General features: G+C 46.9%; 1 protein-coding gene. It reads right to left on the bottom strand.

What is annotated here, in order from left to right; genetic code table 11:
* A partial coding sequence (locus AB5935_RS27555; protein WP_368328045.1) for an AAA family ATPase occupies positions 1-258 on the bottom strand: 258 nt, incomplete at both ends.

Here is a 258-nt window from a genome sequence, read left to right as displayed (position 1 = left end):
ATGAATGCCCGGCTCTTACCGGAAGACTGCACTTCACGACGCAAAATGCACTCTTCATCATATTCCAACTCGTTTTCTTCGAAAAACGAACGCATACCATAGGCAGATATATCGAAACGTGCCTCTATGATACATTTGGAAGCTCCGTGGCGAATCGCTTTCACATCGGCACGCTGTCCTAGCAGGAGTCCGATAGCTCCCAGAATAATTGATTTTCCGGCTCCCGTTTCACCTGTTATAACGGAAAAGCCTGTTTCA

This window comes from Phocaeicola sp. RTP21198st1_B8_RTP21198_201120 (assembly GCF_040929485.1).
Classification (GTDB): Bacteria; Bacteroidota; Bacteroidia; order Bacteroidales; family Bacteroidaceae; genus Phocaeicola; species Phocaeicola dorei.
This window is presented reverse-complemented; position numbering and strand designations above follow the sequence as displayed.